This is a genomic window from Streptomyces sp. NRRL F-525 (assembly GCF_000716605.1).
Taxonomy (GTDB): Bacteria; Actinomycetota; Actinomycetes; order Streptomycetales; family Streptomycetaceae; genus Streptomyces.
This window is the reverse complement of the sequence record NZ_JNXE01000004.1, coordinates 253,830-271,512: the sequence shown is the minus strand read 5'-3', so window position 1 is coordinate 271,512 and position 17,683 is coordinate 253,830. Positions and strand designations below refer to the sequence as shown.

Annotated in this window: 13 protein-coding genes; 5 read left to right on the top strand and 8 right to left on the bottom strand. The window is 71.3% G+C overall.

All coding sequences use genetic code 11. The annotated features are described in order from the left end of the window. Nucleotides 1-41: 41 nt before the first annotated feature. Nucleotides 42-2,819: an ATP-binding protein gene (locus tag OO69_RS08335; protein WP_033279806.1), complete on the top strand. Its 2,778-nt coding sequence runs from the start codon at nt 42-44 to the stop codon at nt 2,817-2,819. A 14-nt stretch (nt 2,820-2,833) separates the two neighbouring features. Here the strand turns inward: OO69_RS08335 and OO69_RS08330 are convergent, their stop codons facing one another. The 3 genes from OO69_RS08330 to OO69_RS08320 form a co-directional block, all read right to left on the bottom strand. Continuing rightward, nucleotides 2,834-4,300, bottom strand: a complete 1,467-nt coding sequence (locus OO69_RS08330) for an FAD-binding protein (protein ID WP_033279805.1) — start codon at nt 4,298-4,300, stop codon at nt 2,834-2,836. A gap of 130 nt (nt 4,301-4,430) precedes the next feature. Then, entirely contained in the window at nt 4,431-4,625 is a 195-nt protein-coding gene (locus OO69_RS08325; RefSeq protein WP_199810903.1) for a hypothetical protein, read from the bottom strand. Nucleotides 4,626-4,706: 81 nt separating this feature from the next. After that, nucleotides 4,707-5,591, bottom strand: a complete 885-nt coding sequence (locus OO69_RS08320) for a PfkB family carbohydrate kinase (RefSeq protein ID WP_033279804.1) — start codon at nt 5,589-5,591, stop codon at nt 4,707-4,709. A gap of 72 nt (nt 5,592-5,663) precedes the next feature. Here OO69_RS08320 and OO69_RS08315 point away from each other — a divergent pair, with 72 nt between their 5' ends. Further along, a complete protein-coding gene (locus OO69_RS08315; RefSeq protein WP_033279803.1) occupies nt 5,664-6,104 on the top strand; it encodes a MarR family winged helix-turn-helix transcriptional regulator in 441 nt (146 codons plus the stop codon). Then, a complete protein-coding gene (locus OO69_RS08310) occupies nt 6,101-7,942 on the top strand; it encodes an MFS transporter (protein WP_199810902.1) in 1,842 nt (613 codons plus the stop codon). The genes OO69_RS08315 and OO69_RS08310 overlap by 4 nt, the downstream gene beginning before the upstream one ends. A 39-nt stretch (nt 7,943-7,981) precedes the next feature. On the opposite strand, the gene OO69_RS08305 is transcribed toward OO69_RS08310, so the two are convergent. Then, nucleotides 7,982-8,947, bottom strand: a complete 966-nt coding sequence (locus OO69_RS08305; protein WP_033279802.1) for an SMP-30/gluconolactonase/LRE family protein — start codon at nt 8,945-8,947, stop codon at nt 7,982-7,984. Nucleotides 8,948-9,088: 141 nt separating this feature from the next. Beyond that, entirely contained in the window at nt 9,089-9,976 is an 888-nt protein-coding gene (locus OO69_RS08300; RefSeq protein WP_033279801.1) for a helix-turn-helix domain-containing protein, read from the bottom strand. 158 nt (nt 9,977-10,134) lie between these two features. Here OO69_RS08300 and OO69_RS08295 point away from each other — a divergent pair, with 158 nt between their 5' ends. Both OO69_RS08295 and OO69_RS08290 read left to right on the top strand, forming a co-directional pair. Further along, nucleotides 10,135-11,289, top strand: a complete 1,155-nt coding sequence (locus tag OO69_RS08295) for a PucR family transcriptional regulator (protein ID WP_033279800.1) — start codon at nt 10,135-10,137, stop codon at nt 11,287-11,289. 129 nt (nt 11,290-11,418) lie between these two features. Next, nucleotides 11,419-12,240 (top strand): class I SAM-dependent methyltransferase, encoded by an 822-nt coding sequence (locus tag OO69_RS08290; RefSeq protein ID WP_033279799.1) that lies wholly within the window; start codon nt 11,419-11,421, stop codon nt 12,238-12,240. Between the two features lie 113 nt (nt 12,241-12,353). Here OO69_RS08290 and OO69_RS08285 read toward each other — a convergent pair whose 3' ends face one another. The 3 genes from OO69_RS08285 to OO69_RS08275 all read right to left on the bottom strand — a co-directional run bounded on the left by OO69_RS08285 (nt 12,354) and on the right by OO69_RS08275 (nt 17,616). Further along, the gene (locus tag OO69_RS08285) at nt 12,354-13,208 is read right to left on the bottom strand and encodes an MHYT domain-containing protein (RefSeq protein ID WP_033279798.1); all 855 of its coding nucleotides are present in this window, start codon (nt 13,206-13,208) and stop codon (nt 12,354-12,356) included. A gap of 662 nt (nt 13,209-13,870) precedes the next feature. Continuing rightward, nucleotides 13,871-16,261, bottom strand: coding sequence for an ATP-binding cassette domain-containing protein (locus OO69_RS08280; RefSeq protein ID WP_033279797.1), 2,391 nt, complete (start codon nt 16,259-16,261; stop codon nt 13,871-13,873). Between the two features lie 131 nt (nt 16,262-16,392). Continuing rightward, nucleotides 16,393-17,616: an MFS transporter gene (locus tag OO69_RS08275; RefSeq protein WP_033279796.1), complete on the bottom strand. Its 1,224-nt coding sequence runs from the start codon at nt 17,614-17,616 to the stop codon at nt 16,393-16,395. Nucleotides 17,617-17,683: the final 67 nt, after the last annotated feature.

The following is a 17,683-nucleotide window of genomic DNA, read 5'->3' as shown; positions in this document are numbered from 1 at the left end:
GGGGGCGAGCACAAAGTTCCGAGGTCGGAAGGGAGAGGCGTATGGACGGGGACGGGCTTCCTGTGTCGCGTCCGGCCGAGACGCTCATCGGCCGTGATCACGACCTCGGGCTGGTCCGGGGTTTCGTCGACGAGGCCTTGGTCGCCGGCGGGGCGCTGCTGCTGTCCGGGGACGCCGGGGTCGGCAAGACGGTGTTGCTGGACGCCGCGGCCCGACAGGCTCGCGGCGCGGGCGCGCGGGTCGTGCGTGCCGCCGGTGTGGAGTTCGAGAGCGCGATCAGTTTCGCGGGTCTCCACCAGGTCCTTCAGCCGCTGCTGTCCGGACTCGACCGCCTGACCGATCCGTACCGCACCGCCCTGAGCGTCGCGCTGGGCCTCGACCAGGGCACGCCGTCCGATCAACTGGTGCTGTCGAACGCGGCGTTGACCCTCCTCGTCCAAGCCGCCGAGCAGCGCCCCTTGCTGGTTGTCGTCGACGATCTCCCGTGGCTGGACCGCGCCAGCGCCGTGATCCTCGGCATCGTCGCCCGTCGCCTCGCTGGCAGCCGGGTCGGCTTCCTCGGCGCCTACCGGTCGGGGGAAGGAAGCTTCTTCGAACGCGGCGGAGTCCCCCATCACGACGTACGGCCCCTCGATACGACGGCCGCCGCGGCGCTGATCCAGGCGCACACCCCGACCCTGGCCCCGCGCGTACGCGAGCGCCTGCTGGCGGAGGCGCAGGGCAACCCGCTCGCCCTGCTGGAACTGCCCGACACGCTCACCGCCCCGCAGCGCTCCGGAGCCGCGGTGCCCGAGCTGCTGCCGCTGAGCCGCCGCCTCCAGGCCGTGTTCGCGTCCCGCGTCGAGACACTCCCCGCGTCGACCCGGCTGCTCCTCCTGTACGCGGTCCTGGACGGCACCGGCGACCTGCGGGTCCTCACGTCGGCCACGTCCGAGCGGACCGGCATGGAGGATCTGGCGCCCGCGGAGCGGGCCGGACTCGTGGACGCGACCACCGGCCGGCTGGTGTTCCGCCATCCCCTCACGCGCTCCGCCGTCGTGGAACTCACCACCAGCGAGCAGCGCCGCGAGGTGCATCGCGCTCTGGCGGAGTACTGGTCCGACCGCCCCGAGCGACGCGCCTGGCACCTCGCCCATGCCACGGTCGAGCCCACCGAGGAGGTCGCGAGCCTGCTGGAGGCGGTGGCGCGCGACAACGTGCGGCGCGGTGACGCGGGCGGTGCCATCGCCGCGCTGCTGCGCGCCGCGGAGTTGAGCCCGCGCGGCTACGAGCGCAGCCGCCGGATCGCGGAGGCGGCCTATCTCGGCGCGGATCTGACCGGCGATCTGCGCGATGTGCCCCGGCTCCTCGAAGAGGCCCGGCTGGCAGACGGCGGACGGGCGGGACCGTTGGTCGCCGCGGTCGCCGCCGCCCACCACATCCTCCTCAGCGGCGAGGGCGACCTGGACACCGCCCACCGGCTGCTCGTCGGCGCGATCGACATGCAGCACCAGCCGTACGACGCCGCCGATCCCACCATGATCGACGCGCTGTACACCCTCGCCTGGCTGTGCCAGAGCAGCCAGCGCACGGAACTGTGGAAGCCGCTGCAGCGGGCGCTCGGCCTGCTGAAACCGGGGATCCCGGACCAACTCGCCCTGACCCTCAGCACGATGGCCGACCCGGCGCGCACGGCACCGCCCGCGCTCGGCAGGCTCGACGAGGCAATCGCCTCCCTCGACCAGGAGGCCGACCCGGTCCGGATCATCCGGCTCGCCATGACGTCGCTGTACGTCGACCGGTTGCCCGCGTGCAGGACGGCGCTGCGGCGCGTGCTGCGCGACGGTCGGGACAACAGCTCGCTCACCGTGGAGATCCAGGGGCTGGTGTACCTGGGCCGGGACCATTTCGCGGCCGGTGAGTGGGACGAGCTGGAGGCGCAGGCCACGCAGGGCCGGGATCTGGGCGAGGCCCACAGCTACCAGCTGCTGTCGACGGAGTTCCTGTACCAACGCGCGCTGGTCGCCGCCGCCCGGGGCGACGAGACCGCCGTCAAGGCCCTCACGGACGAGATGACCCTGTGGGCGACACCGCGCGGTGTCGGCTCCTACCTGTCGTGCGCGTCGCATGCGCGGGCGCTCGCGGCGCTCGGCCAGGGCCGGTTCGAGGACGCCTACCGGCACGCGTGCGCCATCAGCCCCGCGGGGGAACTCGCCTCGCACGTTCCGCCGGCCCTGTTCGTCGTCATGGATCTCGTCGAGGCCGCCGTCAGAACGGGCCGCGCCTCGGAGGCAACGGCCCACGCGGCGGCGGCACTTGAGGCCGGCATCGCCGCGATCTCGCCCCGGCTGGCCCTGCTCGTGAAGGCGTCGGCGGCGATCGCGGCCGTGGACCAGGAAACGCTCGGTCTCTTCGAGGAGGCGCTCGCCGTGCCCGGCACCGAGCGCTGGCCGTTCGAGCTGGCCCGGGTCCGGCTCGCCTACGGCGAACGCCTGCGCCGGGTGAAGGCCACGACGGAGGCGCGCGCCCAACTCGCCGACGCCATCGAGACGTTCGAGCGGCTCGGTGCCCGCCCCTGGACAGCCCGGGCGGGCAACGAGCTGCGGGCGACCGGCCTGTCCGTGGGAACCGCCGGAGTCAGCGGACCGGCGTCACTGACACCCCAGCAACGGGAGATCGCCCTCCTCGCGGCGGCCGGTCTCACCAACAAGCAGATCGCCGAACGCCTCTTCCTCTCCCCGCGCACCGTCGCCGCCCACCTACGCCAGCTCTTCCCGAAGCTGGGCGTGGCCTCCCGCGCCGCGCTGCGCGACGCGCTGGCGGACCTGCCGCCCGACTAGAGCGGCGAGGGCGTTCAGAAGATGCCCTGCCCCGGAACCAGGATCCCCTTCGGGTCGTACGTCTTCCTGGCCTCGACGAACCGCTTCCACACCGGCCCGAAGTGCCGCTTCCAGTCGGCGTGTTGGAAGGGGATCGAGCCGACCGGGTACTGCGTGCCACCGGCCGCCTGGACCGTCTCGTACGCGGACCGGTTGGCGGCCAGCAGTCGTTGTACGGTCGCCGTGTCCTCGGGCGGCGCGGCGCGCAGGACCGCGAACAGGTAGGGCATCGGGTCGTCCGGCATGCGCAGCAGCGGGGCATGGAGGTGCTCGCGGAGCAGCGGGTACAGGAGGACGACACCGGGTCCGAGGTCGGCCGGGGTCAGCGCCTCCAGCAGCGCGCCGGCCACCTCGGCGGTCCTACGGCCCGGCATGACCAGGTTGAGCCACGGGTGGGCGTAGGCCCACAGCCCCGCTTCCTTCAGCGCGGCGACGGAGGCGGCGAGCCGGTCGAGGAAGTCGTAGTAGCCGAGGTCGGTGATCTGGGCGCCGGACGCGACGTAGCGCAGACCCCGCAGGAGGACGGTGTCGTCGGGGGTGTCCCCCACCGGCGGCCCGTAGGCGACGGCCTCGATGGCGAACTGGTTGAAGGCGCCGGCGGTGTCCGCGCCGACCTGGCCCTCCAGATAGGCGAACCGCCCCTCGGTGGCGAGGAGTTGCTGGTCGTCGAGGAAGGTCTGGAGGTCGTCGTACGGCAGAAGGTAGTGCCGTACGGTCTCCGGGGCCGGGACCAGGCGCAGGGTGGCGCCGACGATCACCGCGCACTGGCCCAGACCGGCGAGCACGGCGTGGAAGAGGCCCGGGTGGCGGGTCGGGGAGCAGCGGAGCAACTCCCCTGCTCCGGTGACGACTTCGAGTTCGAGGACGTTGTCGACCTGCGCGCCCTGCTGGTGGCTCTGGCCGCCCAGGCCGCCGACGGAGAGGGTGCCGCCGACGGAGAGTTCGAGGTAGTCGGTGAAGACGGGCGGGGTCAGACCGTGGGCAATGGCCGCCTTGGCGACGTCGCTCCACTTGGCGCCCGCGCCGACCGTGACGCGTGAACTCCCCGTCCGTACCGGGCCGATGGAGGCGAGCGGCTCGGTCTCGATGATCAGGCCGCCCTCGACCTGCGCCTGTCCGTTCGTCCCGTGGCCCTGTCCGCGCGGGGCCACCTTGAGTCCGTGCGCATCGCAGAACCGCACCATCGCGACGACGTCCCGCACGGAGCCGGGCCGCAGCACCGCGGCCGGACGCCGGTGCACGATGTGCCCGAAGTCGTCGGCGTCGGCGCCGAGCGAGGCGTCGTCGGTGAGGAGCGTCCCGTCCAGATGAGGGAGGCCGGTGAGCGGCCGGCCGGTGTCGGTCACCGCCCAGCTGCGGCTGAAGGGATCGAAGCCGATCACCACGGCTGAGCCTGCGACCAGGCCGCGCAGAGCGGTGCGTCGAGACGGGGTGCGGGGCATGTGGTCCTCCTGAGACCGTCCGTGAAACGATCAACGACGGCTCAGTCTAGGCACGTTGGGGCCCGGAGAAGGGTTCCGTCCCGGCGAGTTCCCCCACCGGTTCGGCGCCTCCCGCGACGGCCCGGCCTCGCTAGTCATCGCCCTGGCTGCCCGGGTTCAAGCCCCGGCGCCGCTTCTTGGCGGAGGCGCGCAGGAGTTCACTCGCGGTGAGGGTCACGGTCGCCACGACACGGGCCCAGCGGGGCCCGCCGCGCTCGGCCCAGACCACACATGCGCACCCGCCGACGACGAGGACCAGGACACCGAGCAGCACTACGACGATCATGTTTCCCACCCCGTGGTTCGTACGGTCCGATGACACGTACGTTCCCGGTCATCTTCTCAGGCGCGGACGCGTCGGCCCGGGTCACCCCTCCCGCATCCACGCCCGCGTGCCGAACGAGGCGCAGGCCCGTGAGGCCACGACGGCCGCCGCGCGCAGTGCCTCGGCGAAGCCCTGCGAGGTCAGGCGGTCCCCCGCGAGGTGGTAGGCGAGCGCCCCGTGCAGGACGTCACCCGCGCCCACCGTGTCCGCCACCTTCACCGACGGCACGTCCACCGCGCCTTCGCCGTCCGGACCCGCCCAGACAATGGGGTCGGCTCCCCCGCTCATCGCCGACCAGACGACCCCGTGTTCCCGCAGGAAGCTCAGCGTGTCGGCTGCCGTGCTCGTACCGGGTGGATGGAAGTCGGCCGAGCAGACGGCCACGTCGATGAACGGCAGCAGGTCCTGGGTGCCGGGCTTCCAACTGCCGCCGTCCAAAAGGGTCTTACGGCCGAGGGCACGCGCGGAGCGGGCCGCGGCGACGGCCAGTTCCGTGTGGTGGCCGTCGAACTCGACGAGGTCGCAGGCGGCCACCAGCGCGTCGAGGTCATCGGGCGGGGCTAGCCGGTGTGCCGTCGCGTTGGTCGAGGCGACGGCGCGTTCTCCGGTGGACGCGGTCACCAGGACGGAGGAGACGGCGGGCGGCTCCACCGAGTCGGCCGCCAGGTCGGAGACAGTCACGGCCAGCGCGTTCAGGTCGGCCGTCACCCCAACTCCCAGCGCGTGGGCGCCGATTGCGGTCAGGAGCGTGGCCGAGCCGCCCAAGTGGCCGAAGGCGACAGCCGCGTTGGCTGCCGGGCCGCCCGCGGCGACCACTTGCTCCCGAGCCGTGAGTTTCTCGTTCGAGCCCGGTGCGTGGTCCACGAGCTGGATAACGTCCAGGGTGCACAGTCCGACGAACAGTCCTGTGGGGCGTCCTCTCTTCACCGACAGCCTCCTCGCGCGATTTACTAACAATTGGTTGAGCAGTCCAGGCTGATAAATCTACTGTTAGTAACCATGAAGGTGAACAGCCCGAACGACACCACCCGGCTCGCGTCCGAGCTGCGGCTCGCCGTCGGCCGGCTGACGCGGCGCCTGCGTCAGGCGCACGCCGTGGGGGACGTGTCACTCTCCGGAGTCTCGGTCCTGGCCCGGCTCGCCCGCGACGGCTCCGAATCGCCGACGTCCCTCGCCGAGGCCGAGCGGGTGCGTCCGCAGGCGATGGCCAGCACCCTCGCGCTGCTCGAACAGCGCGGGCTGGTCCGCCGTAGCCCCGATCCCGCGGACGGGCGGCGGAGCATCCTGGCGATCACGGACGAGGGACGCTCCGTGCTGGCCGAGCGGCGCTCCGCGTCGGTCCACCGGCTCGGGGCCGTCCTGGACGAGTTCACCGCGGAGGAGCGCGCGACCCTCGCGTCGGCGCTGCCCCTCCTCGACCGACTGGCGGAGCGACTGTGACCGAGCGTGCGCACATACCCGGCGACGGACAGGGGAACGGGGGCGGACGGCCGTCGCTGCTGAGCACCGTGCGCTCGGGGCGTCGCAAGGACACTCCGCCGGGGCCGAACTACAAGTGGGTCGCGCTGTCGAACACCACGCTCGGCGTGCTCATCGCCACGATGGACGCCTCGATCGTGATCATCTCGCTGCCCGCGATCTTCCGCGGCATCGGCCTCGATCCGCTCGCGCCGGGCAACATCGGCTATCTGCTCTGGATGATCCTCGGCTATCTGCTGGTCTCGGCGGTGCTGGTCGTCGTACTCGGCCGACTCGGTGACATGTTCGGCCGGGTGAAGATCTACAACATCGGCTTCCTGATCTTCGCGTGTGCGTCCGTCGCGCTGTCCCTGGACCCGTTCCGCGCGGGGGCGGGGGCGATGTGGCTGATCCTGTGGCGCGTCGTGCAGGCCTTCGGCGGTTCGATGCTCACCGCCAACTCGGCCGCGATCCTCACCGACGCGTTCCCCGCCCGGCAGCGCGGAATGGCTCTCGGCATCAACCAGATCACCGCCCTGGCCGGCCAGTTCCTCGGTCTGCTCGCCGGTGGGCTGCTGGCCGTCGTCGACTGGCGCGCGGTGTTCTGGGTGAGCGTGCCGATCAGCATCACCGGCACGATCTGGTCGTACCTGAGCCTGCGCGAGACCTCGGCGGGCCGCCCCGGCCGCATCGACTGGCTGGGCAACCTCACCTTCGCGGCAGGCGCCGGCATCCTCCTCGCGGGCATCACCTACGGCATCCAGCCCTACGGCGGCAGCGCCACCGGCTGGGGAAACCCGTGGGTGCTCAGCGGCCTGATCGGCGGCGTCGTACTCCTGCTGATCTTCTGCTACGTCGAGACACACATCGCCGAACCGATGTTCAACCTGGCCCTGTTCAAGGTGCGTGCCTTCGCCGCGGGCAACCTGGCCGCGCTGCTCACCGCGATCGCGCGGGGCGGGCTGCAGTTCATGCTGATCATCTGGCTGCAGGGCATCTGGCTGCCGTTGCACGGCTACGACTACGAGGACACCCCGCTGTGGGCGGGCATCTTCATGCTGCCGCTCACCGTCGGCTTCCTCATCGCCGGACCCGTGTCCGGATGGCTGTCGGACCGGTTCGGCGCCCGGGCGTTCTCGACCATCGGGCTGATCGTCGTCGCGCTCTCCTTCCTCGGGCTGCTCGCGCTGCCCATCGACTTCGACTACGGCATGTTCGCGGCGCTGCTGCTGCTCAACGGGCTTGGCCAGGGCATGTTCTCCGCGCCGAACACGTCGTCCATCATGGGCAGCGTGCCGAGCGAGTACCGGGGTGTCGCCTCGGGCATGCGCTCCACCTTCCAGAACTCGGGCACCGCCCTGTCCATCGGCGTGTTCTTCTCCCTGATGGTGTCCGGGCTCGCGACCTCGCTGCCCAGGACGCTGAGCCACGGACTCCAGATACACGGGGTCCCGGCCGGCGCGGCCGAGCAGGCGGCGTCGCTGCCTCCGGTGAGCACGCTGTTCGCGACGTTCCTCGGCAACAACCCCATCCAGCACCTGCTCGCGTCCAACGGAACCCTCGACCACGTCACCGCCGCCCAGCGCGCCGTCCTGACCGGCCACACCTTCTTCCCCCAGCTGGTCTCGGGCCCGTTCCACCACGGCCTGACCATCGTCTTCAGCGTCGCCGCGGGCATGGCCCTGGTCTCCGCGGTCGCCTCGGCCCTGCGCGGCGGCCACCGGCCCGACCCGGAACCCGGACCGTCACCGGCGGACCTGCCACCGGCCCCGGCGGAGACGCCCGAGAGGTCGCAGGCGGGGCCGAACGGGGCGTCGTAGAAGCCGAGTTGGTACGACGCGCCCGGTCTGCCGGAGTGGTCAGCGGTTCAGGTGGGCGAGTACCAGGTTGGGGTCCTTTGCGGTGACGTAGGCCGCGCTCAGGACGTAGGCGGTGTCGCCGCGCAGGGCGATCGACGTGGGGTTCTGCAGGCCGTCGGCCGCGGTCAGGACCGTGGTGGGGCTGCCGTGCGGCTCGACGAGCACGACCTCGCTCGAACCGTTGAGGGTGGCCAGCAGCTGGTCGCCGCGACCGGTGAAGGCGAAGTCGTCGATCCCGGGCAGGCCGGTGACCTCGGTCCGAACCCTGCCCGCGCGTCCGTCCCGCAGGACGGGGATGCGCAGGACGGTGCCGCGGTCGAGGTTCGTGACCCAGAGCGCCCCGCCCCGGATCTTCAGGCCGTTGGCGCCGAGGAAACCGGTCGACGCCAGTTCGGGTGCGGTGGACCAGGCTGTGGGTGTGCCGCCGGAGACGGGCACCTTCCAGACGGTGCCGCGTACGGAGTCGGTGGCGTAGAGAGTGTGCGAACGGGCGTCCAGGGCAAGGCCGTTGGGCAGTCCGTCGGCGGGCAGCGCGGCGATCCGCTCCGGCGTGCCGCCGAGGCGCAGCCGCCATACGCCGGTGAGGTCGGCGGTGCCGGTGGCGTACAGGAAGTACAGGGTGCCGTCGTGGGCCCGGACGATGCCGGTGGTCAGGGCGAAGCCCAGGACGGGGGTGTGGACCCCGCCGTCCGCCGGTGCGGGGAGGGTGGCCAGGATCCGCGTGGTGCCGTCGGGCGAGAGGCGCGCGATCTGGCGGGCGGCGGCGAAGGTGACGTAGGCGCTGCCGTCCGGAGCGAGGACGACGTTCTCCGGCGTCTGCCCCTCGGCCAGGTCGAAGTGGCGCGCGATCCGGGCATCGCTCAGCGGCGCGGAGACGGCCGAGGCGGGAGCCGGGCCGAGCGTCACGGCGGCGGCCGCGACGACGGCGGCTGCGGACAGGGCGGACTTGGTGAGCTTCTTGAGCATGGGTCGGTTCCTTGGGGTGAGTCGGTTCTGTGGTCAGTGGTTTTCGGGCATACGGCAGCGACGTGCCGACGCGGTGATGCGGTGAGCGGGCGCGACGCCGTGAAGTGCGCCTGGTGGATGGGCCGTTGACGAGCGTGGGGGTCAGTCGATGGCGGCCCGGGCAGGGGTCCGCGCCGACTCGGCCGGTACGGCGGCCTGGGCCAGCAGGGTCAGTGCCGCCCGTGCGGACGAGCCCGCCGGGGTGGTGGCGACCACGACGCTGGTGCCGCGCCCGAGACCCAGGGTCTGCTGTACGACCGTCAGCGGGCCCACCAGAGGATGGCGCATCTCGTACGACGCGAGCATGTGCGACTTGACCCGGTGGTCGGCCCACATCGCGGCGAACTCGGGGCTCTTGGCGCTCAGTTCACCCACCAGCGCGTGCAGCGCCGCGTCGTCGGGGAACCGGCCCGCCACCAGACGCAGGTGCCCCACCACCGCCCGGGCCTTGCTCGGCCAGTCCGTGTACAGGTCGCGTGTGTGCGGGTCGAGGAACACCAGCCGGGCCATGTTCGGCCGCTGGGCCGGCCGGTCCGGGGCATCGGGGTCCACATGACCGGCGAACAGCGCGTGTCCCAGGCGGTTCCAGGCCAGCACGTCGCCGCATCGGCCCAGCAGGAGCGTGGGCGCGTCCCCCAGGACGTCCAGCAGTTGGGCGTGTTCTTCCGTCACCTGTTCCGGCGCGGGCCGCCGGCCCCGCGGGCGTTGCCTGCCCGCGCGGGCCAGGTCGTGCAGATAGCGCCGCTCGGGCTCGTCGAGCCGCAGGGCGAAGGCCAGCGCGTCCAGCACCTCGGGCGAGGCGCTCGGCGCCTGTCCCTGTTCCAGCCGCGTGTAGTACGAGACGCTCACCCCGGCGAGCAGCGCCAACTCCTCGCGCCGGAGCCCCGGCACGCGCCGCCGCTCCCCGTACGTGGCCACCCCGACATCCTCAGGACGGAGGTGGGAACGCCGAGCCTGCAGAAATTCCCCGAGCTGCGTTTTCCCTTTCACGAAACTCAGTATGGTCAGCGCTCGCGCCCGCAGCCTGACCCAACTCCGGGTAGGCAACGGCGGGTCCGGCTCGCCGAGCCGTTCGGCACGCGAGCCGCACCTGTCACTCCGCGTGAGGAGGATTGACATGGACTCTTTGTCGATTCGACAGTGTCCGTGTGACTTCCTCCGCGGTCCGGCCCGACGGACATCCGCTGCGCGTGCTGTGCGAATCCCTGCTGTCGCGCATCGAGGAGCTGAGCGTCGTCGTCACCGACGACATCAGGCGCGAACTCCCCTCGTACGCGGCGTTCCCGCTGGACGAGCAACGCCGGACCGTACGCAGCCGGCTCCTGGCCCTCCTGCGGGGTCTCGCCCTGGATGTGGATCCGACGGCCGAGCAACTGCTGGAGTTCCAGTCCGAGTCACGCAGGCGGGCTTACTACGGCCTGCCCGTCCAGGACGCGCTCGCGACCTTCCACATCGGCGCCCGTCGGCTGTGGGACGAACTGCGCGCCGCGGCGCGGGGTACGGCGGCCGAGGACACATCGGTCGAGCTGGTCGCGCCCCTGTGGGCGTGGGTGCAGTCGGTGAGCGGCGTCGTCGCGGACGCGTTCGCGGACGAGGCCGGGTCACGGTACGGGCGCGAGGCCGGTCTGCGGCAGCGCTTCCTCGAACTGCTCCGCACCGGCGGGGCACCCCGCGAGCACGCCGCCGAGATCGCCCGTGAACTCGGATTCGACCCCGACGGCGACTTCCGCGTCCTGTGCACATCTGCCGCCCCGTGGGCCGCGCAAGGACACCTCGGCCTGCTGCAACGTGCGGCACGGCAGCTTGCCGGAAATGTCTCCTGCGGCCTGAGCGGGCAGCTCATGGTCGCCGTCACCCAGCGGGTCGATCCGGGCGACCTGGCCACCCGCGTGATCAACCTGGCCGGCGACGACGCGCGCGTGGGTATCGGTCTCGACCGGTCCGGGCTCGACGGCGCGGAGATGAGCATCGCCGACGCGGAGCGCGCCCTCGCCGTGGCCGAACGCGGCGGCCGCGCCACGTCGTTCGAGGACGTCTGGCTCCAGGCGAGCCTCTTCGACAGCCGGGAGCGGCTGCACCCCCTGTTCACCGAGGTCCGCCGAGTCACCGGCGAACAACCCCAGTTGGCGGAGACGGTGATCGCCTTCGCCGACTCCGGGTCGTCGCTGGCCCGGGCCGCCACCGCCCTCGGGATCCACCCCAACACCGTGGCCTACCGGCTCGGCCAGTGGCACAAGCTCACCGGCGCCGATCCGCGCACCTTCGCCGGACTCCTCCGCTCGGTCGTCGGCATCACCGGCTGACGGCGACTGTGGATTCCACAGAAATCCGCCCCATGACTCCATGATCACGCCGAAGACCGTCAACCGGTCGCTTCCTACACTCCGTTACTGCGGACTGGAGAAATCCCAGAGCAAGGAAACGGACCAGGAATGACTCAGAAGCACCCAAGTTCCTACGTGATGGGAAATACGTCCCAGGAGGCGGACAGGCTCGGCATACAGGCTTCGCTGTACGACAGCCACACCGAACATCTGTTGAGAACGGCGGGCCTGCGGGAGGGAATGCGCGTTCTCGACGTCGGCTGCGGTACCGGCGAAGTGTCCCTGGCCGCCGCGCGCGTGGTCGGCTCAAGCGGTCGGGTTCTCGGCGTGGACATGGACCCCGGCGTCCTGGAACGTGCACGGGAGAACGCGGCCGCGTTGTCCCCCGGGAATGTCACCTTCGAGCAGGGCACACTCCCCGATCTCGACCTGTCCGAGCCTTTCGACGCCCTTGTGGGACGACTGATCCTGATTCATCTCGACGATCCGGTGGCGACGGTGAAGGGACTGACACGGTTGGTGCGGCACGGTGGCGTCGTCACGTTCCAGGACTTCAATATTTCGCGGACACGCGCCATACCCGCGGTACCCCTGGTGACGGAATCCGTGGAGTGGATCAGCGCGGCGCTCCGAGAAGGCCGCCGCGACCCCGACATGGGCGAGCAACTGGCCGAAGTACTACGGCTTTCCGGGCTGACCGACCCCAGTGTGGCGGTCGCCGTCCCCACCGGCGGCCCCGACTCGGCGGCGGTGACCCTCATCGCCGAATCGGCGCGCAGCCTCCTGCCGGTGATGGAGCGCGCCGGCATCGCCACGGCCGAAGAGGTCGACATCGACACCCTGCGGACCCGCATGGCCCGCGCGTGCACGGATGTGCGGGCGACGGTGTACGTCCCGGAACTCGTGGCCGCATGGGCCGAGGTGCGATAGGGCCTGCCTGTAGGGCAGTTCGGCATCCGTGATCCGCAGGCGTCCGCGGCGGCTCCCGGCGTACGGCCGCCCGGGACGGGGCCCGGACGACCGCAAGCGGTGTCGACGTCGGATCACCAGGACGTACGGCCCTGCGCCGGCTCGGCCGGCTCCCGCGCCGGGAACACGGAGTCGCCGCCGAACAGCGGGGCGGGCGCGGGCTCCGACGTCTCCGCCCCGGTCTCGCCGATCATCATGTCCGGGTCGAACATGACGATCACGGCGGCGACCAGGAGGACGAGAAGCGGACCGGCGAGCATGACGAGGAGGAACGCGACCAGGTCGGCGGAGGACTGCGAGGACCCGGCCACATTGGTGAGGTGGACGGAGACCGCGGCCATGCCGGTGTAGTGCATGCCGGTCACGGCGACACCCATCACCAGGCTCGCGCCGAGGCTCGCCCACAGCGCGTGGATGGAGACCGCCGCCCACAGCGCCGCGGTGGCGGCCGCGACGGCGATCACGATGGAGAGCGCCACGGTCACGGCGTCGTAGTGGAGGGTGCCGTTCGTGTGGATGGCGGCCATCCCCAGGTAGTGCATGGCCGCGACACCGAGCCCGGTGACCGCGCCGGCCACACCCAGGTTGAGCGGGGATCCGCCGCGGTACCCGACGAGGAACACCCCGACGGCGACGACGGCGATGGCCACGCCGAGGCTCAACAGCGTCTTCGTGGCGTCGTAGTTGACGAGCGCGCCCTCGACGCTGAAGCCGATCATGGCGATGAAGTGCATGGTCCATATGCCGCAGCCGATCGAGACGGCGCCGAGCGCCAGCCAGCGGGCTCTGTGCTGCGGGCGGCGCAGCGAACGGGTCGTGCAGCGCAGCCCGAGGGCCGCTCCCAGACACGCCATCAGATAGGCGGCGATGGGGGTCACCGCGCCGTAGTAGAAGTCGGAGACGGTGGCAGCGGCGGCTGTGACGGTCATGGACGGTTCCCTTCACGTACGTGACGGCAGGCGGCACCGCAGTCGCGGTGTGCCGGCACGGTGACGCGGCGCACGCTCCCGTCCGGCGGACCGCTGACGATTGCGGTTCCTGCCGGGCGCGGGCCTCCGGTCAGGAGGGGCGCGGGAACAAAGGGTGCGCTACGGCAGGGGCGCGCGCGGATCGACCACTCCCGCCCCTGCCGCACGTTCGTACCGGCTCGGCCGGGCGGACCTGCACGAGCGCGCGGACATCCTGCTGAGAAGCTCAGGACACGGGGAACCGAACGGTCGACTTCAAGCCACCAGGCCGAGTTGTGCATGATTCAATCACGCCACTGACACAATTCCTACACAACCTGGATGGGTGTTAGCCGAATCGATACTTCGCCACCACTGCCCACAAAGGCCACCACTACGGCGAGTTCGGCTGCCGCGCCCCCAACGCCCTTCGCGCAGGCCGGAGTTGGCGCGGAGGGTCTCTCCGGGGACAAAGGGTGTGTTCTCCAAGGAGACGACGGCGCCCATGACACCGCCGCCTTCAGGCCGACGCGCTCACGCCCCATGAACCGCGCATACCGGTCCGGCCGGTCCGGGTCCTCGGCGCCGGTGCACGCCTCGCTCCACGGCACGGCGGTCGCCACCCTGCGCTGAGGCCGCGGCGCTCAGGCACCGACGTACGCCGCCAGGTGCTCCCCGGTGAGCGTCGACCGGGCCTCGACCAGGTCGGCAGGCGTCCCCTCGAAGACGACCTTGCCGCCGTCATGGCCCGCGCCGGGGCCGAGGTCGATGATCCAGTCGGCGTGGGCCATGACCGCCTGGTGGTGCTCCACGACGATGACCGACTTGCCGGAGTCGACCAACCGGTCGAGCAGGCCGAGCAGTTGCTCGACGTCGGCGAGGTGGAGGCCGGCGGTGGGCTCGTCGAGGACGTAGACGCCGCCCTTCTCCGACATGTGGGTGGCCAGCTTGAGGCGCTGGCGTTCGCCGCCGGAGAGGGTGGTGAGGGGCTGGCCGAGGCTGAGGTAGCCGAGGCCGACGTCGGCGAGCCGGGTCAGGATCCGGTGCGCGGCCGGGGTGGCCGCCTCGCCCGCGCCGAAGAACTCCTCGGCCTCGGTCACCGACATCGCGAGCACCTCGCTGATGTCACGGCCGCCGAAGCGGTACTCCAGCACCGACGCGTCGAACCGCTTCCCCTCGCAGTCCTCGCAGGTCGTGGCCACGCCGGCCATCATCGCCAGGTCGGTGTAGATGACCCCGGCGCCGTTGCACGTGGGGCACGCGCCCTCGGAGTTGGCGCTGAACAGGGCCGGCTTCACGCCGTTGGCCTTGGCGAAGGCCTTGCGGATCGGTTCGAGGAGTCCGGTGTACGTCGCCGGGTTGCTCCGGCGCGATCCCCGGATGGCGCCCTGGTCGACGGAGACCACGTTCTCGCCGGCCGGGATCGACCCGTGCACGAGCGAGCTCTTGCCGGAGCCCGCGACACCGGTGATGACGGCAAGCACGCCGAGCGGGATGTCGACGTCGACGTCCCGGAGGTTGTTCGCCGCGGCACCCCGGATCTCCAGCACGCCGGTGGGCTTCCGTGTCGACTCCTTGAGCGAGGCCCGGTCGTCGAAGTGCCGGCCGGTGATGGTGCCGCCGGTGCGCAGACCCTCGACGGTGCCCTCGAAGCAGACGGTGCCGCCCGCCGTACCGGCGCCGGGGCCGAGGTCCACGATGTGGTCGGCGATCGCGATGGTCTCCGGCTTGTGCTCCACGACGAGCACGGTGTTGCCCTTGTCGCGCAGGCGCAGCAGCAGGTCGTTCATGCGCTGGATGTCGTGCGGGTGCAGTCCGATGGTGGGCTCGTCGAAGACGTACGTGACGTCGGTGAGCGAGGAGCCGAGGTGGCGGATCATCTTCACGCGCTGCGCCTCACCGCCCGACAGCGTGCCCGCCGGCCGGTTCAGCGAGAGATAGCCGAGACCGATCTCGACGAACGAGTCGAGGGCCTGCTGCAACGCGGTGAGCAGCGGCGCGACCGACGGCTCATCGAGGCCGCGCACCCAGTCCGCCAGATCGCTGATCTGCATCGCGCAGGCGTCGGCGATGCTGATGCCCTTGATCTTCGACGACCGGGCGCCCTCGTTGAGCCGGGTGCCGTCGCAGTCGGGGCAGGTGGTGAAGGTGACGGCCCGGTCCACGAACTCCCGGATGTGCGGCTGCATGCCCTCCCTGTCCTTGGCGAGCATCGACTTCTGGATGCGCGGGATCAGACCCTCGTAGGTCATGTTGATGCCCGCGATCTTCATCCGGGTCGGCTCGCGGTGCAGGAAGTCCTGCAGCTCCTTCTTCGTGAACCTGCGGATCGGCTTGTCGGCGTCGAAGAAACCCGACTCGCTGTAGAGCCGGGAGTTCCAGCCGCCGCCCGTGTAGCCGGGCACCGTGATCGCGCCCTCCGCAAGGGACTTGGAGTCGTCGTAGAGCTGGGTGAGGTCGAGGTCGGTGACCGAGCCGCGGCCCTCGCAGCGCGGGCACATGCCGCCGGTGATGCTGAAGCTGCGGCGCTCCTTCACCTTCTGTCCGCCGCGTTCCATGGTGACCGCGCCCGCGCCGCTGATCGAGGCGACGTTGAAGGAGAACGCCTTGGGCGAGCCGAGGTACGGCTTGCCGAGGCGGCTGAAGAGGATGCGGAGCATGGCGTTGGCGTCGGTGGCGGTGCCGACGGTGGAGCGGGGGTCGGCACCCAGCCGCTGCTGGTCGACGATGATCGCGGTGGTCAGCCCGTCGAGGACGTCGACCTCGGGGCGGGCGAGGGTCGGCATGAACCCCTGCACGAAGGCGCTGTACGTCTCGTTGATCAGCCGCTGTGACTCGGCGGCGATCGTGTCGAACACGAGCGAGCTCTTGCCCGAGCCGGAGACACCGGTGAACACCGTGAGCCGGCGTTTCGGGATCTCGATGCTGACGTCCTTGAGATTGTTCTCGCGCGCCCCGTGCACGCGGATCAGGTCGTGGCTGTCGGCAGCGTGCGGCGCGGACGACCGCGTGTCCGTCCTCGTGGCCTTGCTCATCGTGCCTTCCCTCCGTCTGTGCCGGGCCGCCGACAGTCGCTCGGCGGTCATCGCCCGGCTCGATCTAACCAAGCTTCGAGCGGTACGTCCGCTTCCGGCATCGATGCGCGGTGACGTCCATGGCGGTCACGCTACGGGCGATGCGTGGCCTCGCGCTTCTCGAATCCTGACCGGTCCGGTCGCCTCCTGCGCTGGTACACGTGCCGCAGATGACGGCCCAGCCCCATCACGGCCAGCGCGGCGACCAAGCCCGTCACACCCCGCCAGCCGAACCGGTCGTACGTGCGCACGCCGAGCCAGGAACCCGCGCTGCCGCCGAGGAACGCGCAGGTCATGTAGGCGGTGTTGATACGCGCCCGGGCCTCGGGCCGCAGCGCGAAGATGCGGGCCTGGTTGGCGACCTGGCCGGACTGGACGGCCACGTCGAGCAGCAGCATGCCCGCGGCCAGGACCAGCAGCCCGGTCGTGCCTCCCCGGTAGGCGGGCACGAGCACCGCCGCCGACGCGATCGTGCCGAGCATGGCGAGGAGGGTGACCGTGTCGGGACCCCTGCGGTCGGCGAGGCGCCCGGCGAGCGGCGTGCTGAACATGCTGGCCGCGCCGACCAGTCCGAGGACGCCCACCGTCTGGGCGCCCATGCCGTACGTCGGTCCGGTGACAAGGAGAGTGAGCGTGGTCCAGGCGGCGCTGAAGCCGGCGAAGACGGTGGCCTGGTAGAGGCAGGAGCGGCGGAGGTCGGGTTCGGCGCGCAGCAAGCTCAGGGGCGCGGCTATCAGGGACGGGTAGCTGTGGCGCGTGGACGGTGTGGTGACGGGGACGACCCGGGAGAGGATCGCGGCCAGGGCCAGGACGATCACCGCGGCCACGACGTACGGCGCCCGCCAGCCGAACCTCTCGCCGAGGGTGCCGCTGAAGGTGCGGGCCAGGAGGATGCCACCGATCAGGCCGCTGAGGAGGGTGCCGGTGACGGCTCCGCGGCGTTCGGCGGGTACGAGTCCGGCGGCCATCGGGATGATGATCTGCGGCACGACGGTCGTCACGCCGGTGACCGCGCTCGCGGCGACGAGCAGCGGGAGCGAGGGCGCGGCGCTCGCGGCGAGCAGTCCGGCGGCGGTGAGCACGAGCAGGGTGACGATCAGAGGGCGGTGCGGGAGCCGGTCGCCGAGGGGGACGAGGAGGAAGATGCCGGCCGCGTACCCGAACTGGGCCGCCGTGACGACGAGGGCGGCCGAGCCGGTGGAGACGCCCAGGTCGGCGGCGACGAGCGAGCTGATCGCCTGCGGGAAGTAGATGGTCGAGACGCCCACACCACAGGCGAGGGACAGAACGAGGATCACCCAGCGGGGCACGGACACACCTCACGTGAGAACCGGTTTGACTGGTTCGGGTGACGGTAGCAGGCGAGCCCGTCCCACGGCACCA

Excerpts from the sequence above, each read along its gene's own strand:
- OO69_RS08315 (WP_033279803.1), top strand. The coding sequence starts at position 5,664 with ATGAAGGTGAACAGCCCGAACGACACCACCCGGCTCGCGTCCGAGCTG.
- OO69_RS08285 (WP_033279798.1), bottom strand. The coding sequence starts at position 13,208 with ATGACCGTCACAGCCGCCGCTGCCACCGTCTCCGACTTCTACTACGGC.
- OO69_RS08325 (WP_199810903.1), bottom strand. The coding sequence starts at position 4,625 with ATGATCGTCGTAGTGCTGCTCGGTGTCCTGGTCCTCGTCGTCGGCGGG.
- OO69_RS08280 (WP_033279797.1), bottom strand. The coding sequence starts at position 16,261 with ATGAGCAAGGCCACGAGGACGGACACGCGGTCGTCCGCGCCGCACGCT.
- OO69_RS08330 (WP_033279805.1), bottom strand. The coding sequence starts at position 4,300 with ATGCCCCGCACCCCGTCTCGACGCACCGCTCTGCGCGGCCTGGTCGCA.
- OO69_RS08305 (WP_033279802.1), bottom strand. The coding sequence starts at position 8,947 with ATGCTCAAGAAGCTCACCAAGTCCGCCCTGTCCGCAGCCGCCGTCGTC.
- OO69_RS08335 (WP_033279806.1), top strand. The coding sequence starts at position 42 with ATGGACGGGGACGGGCTTCCTGTGTCGCGTCCGGCCGAGACGCTCATC.
- OO69_RS08290 (WP_033279799.1), top strand. The coding sequence starts at position 11,419 with ATGACTCAGAAGCACCCAAGTTCCTACGTGATGGGAAATACGTCCCAG.